This is a genomic window from Bacillus sp. AFS059628, assembly GCF_002571225.1.
Taxonomy (GTDB): Bacteria; Bacillota; Bacilli; order Bacillales; family Bacillaceae_G; genus Bacillus_A.
The window spans coordinates 1-700 of the sequence record NZ_NVEC01000159.1 but is presented as its reverse complement, the minus strand read 5'-3'; the positions used below and the strand labels follow the sequence as shown (position 1 = coordinate 700).

The 700-nt window shown below is 48.0% G+C and carries 6 tRNA genes; all 6 read left to right on the top strand.

Features of this window, described 5'->3' with window-relative positions:
• Positions 1-101 precede the first annotated feature (101 nt).
• The 6 genes from COL05_RS30735 to COL05_RS30710 all read left to right on the top strand — a co-directional run bounded on the left by COL05_RS30735 (position 102) and on the right by COL05_RS30710 (position 678).
• Positions 102-176: transfer RNA gene (locus COL05_RS30735), tRNA-Gln, on the top strand.
• A gap of 5 nt (positions 177-181) precedes the next feature.
• Positions 182-254, top strand: a tRNA-Lys gene (locus COL05_RS30730).
• Between the two features lie 16 nt (positions 255-270).
• Positions 271-353 (top strand) — tRNA-Leu (locus COL05_RS30725).
• Positions 354-449: 96 nt separating this feature from the next.
• Positions 450-526, top strand: a tRNA-Arg gene (locus COL05_RS30720).
• A 3-nt stretch (positions 527-529) separates the two neighbouring features.
• Positions 530-606, top strand: a tRNA-Pro gene (locus COL05_RS30715).
• A 1-nt stretch (position 607) separates the two neighbouring features.
• Positions 608-678: transfer RNA gene (locus COL05_RS30710), tRNA-Gly, on the top strand.
• The last annotated feature ends 22 nt before the right edge of the window (positions 679-700 follow it).

The window sequence follows — 700 nt, the reverse complement described above, 5'->3', positions numbered from 1 at the left end:
GGTCGGGACCGCCATTTTAACTTCTGCTAATTGGCAGTTGTTTTTTATTGGTCATTATGGTACAATAACATTTGTCTTTGGAAAGAAGATAAGTATTTCGATGGGCTATAGCCAAGCGGTAAGGCAACGGACTTTGACTCCGTCATGCGCTGGTTCGAATCCAGCTAGCCCAGCCATTTACGAGCCATTAGCTCAGTTGGTAGAGCATCTGACTTTTAATCAGAGGGTCGAAGGTTCGAGTCCTTCATGGCTCACTTTTGTTTTTTCCGCGCGGTCGTGGCGGAACGGCAGACGCGCTAGGTTGAGGGCCTAGTGGGGGAAACCCCGTGGAGGTTCAAGTCCTCTCGGCCGCATCAAAAAATCTTTTAAAAAGTACTTGCATTAAAAAACGAAGTATGATAAGATAATTGAGTCGCCAAAATACAACGACGAAAAAACATCATGAATAAGCGCCCGTAGCTCAATTGGATAGAGCGTTTGACTACGGATCAAGAGGTTAGGGGTTCGACTCCTCTCGGGCGCGCCATAACGGGAAGTGGCTCAGCTTGGTAGAGCACCTGGTTTGGGACCAGGGGGTCGCAGGTTCAAATCCTGTCTTCCCGACCACGCGGGTGTAGTTTAGTGGTAAAACAAGAGCCTTCCAAGCTCTGGTCGAGAGTTCGATTCTCTTCACCCGCTTTTAGTTCTTTGAAAACTGAAC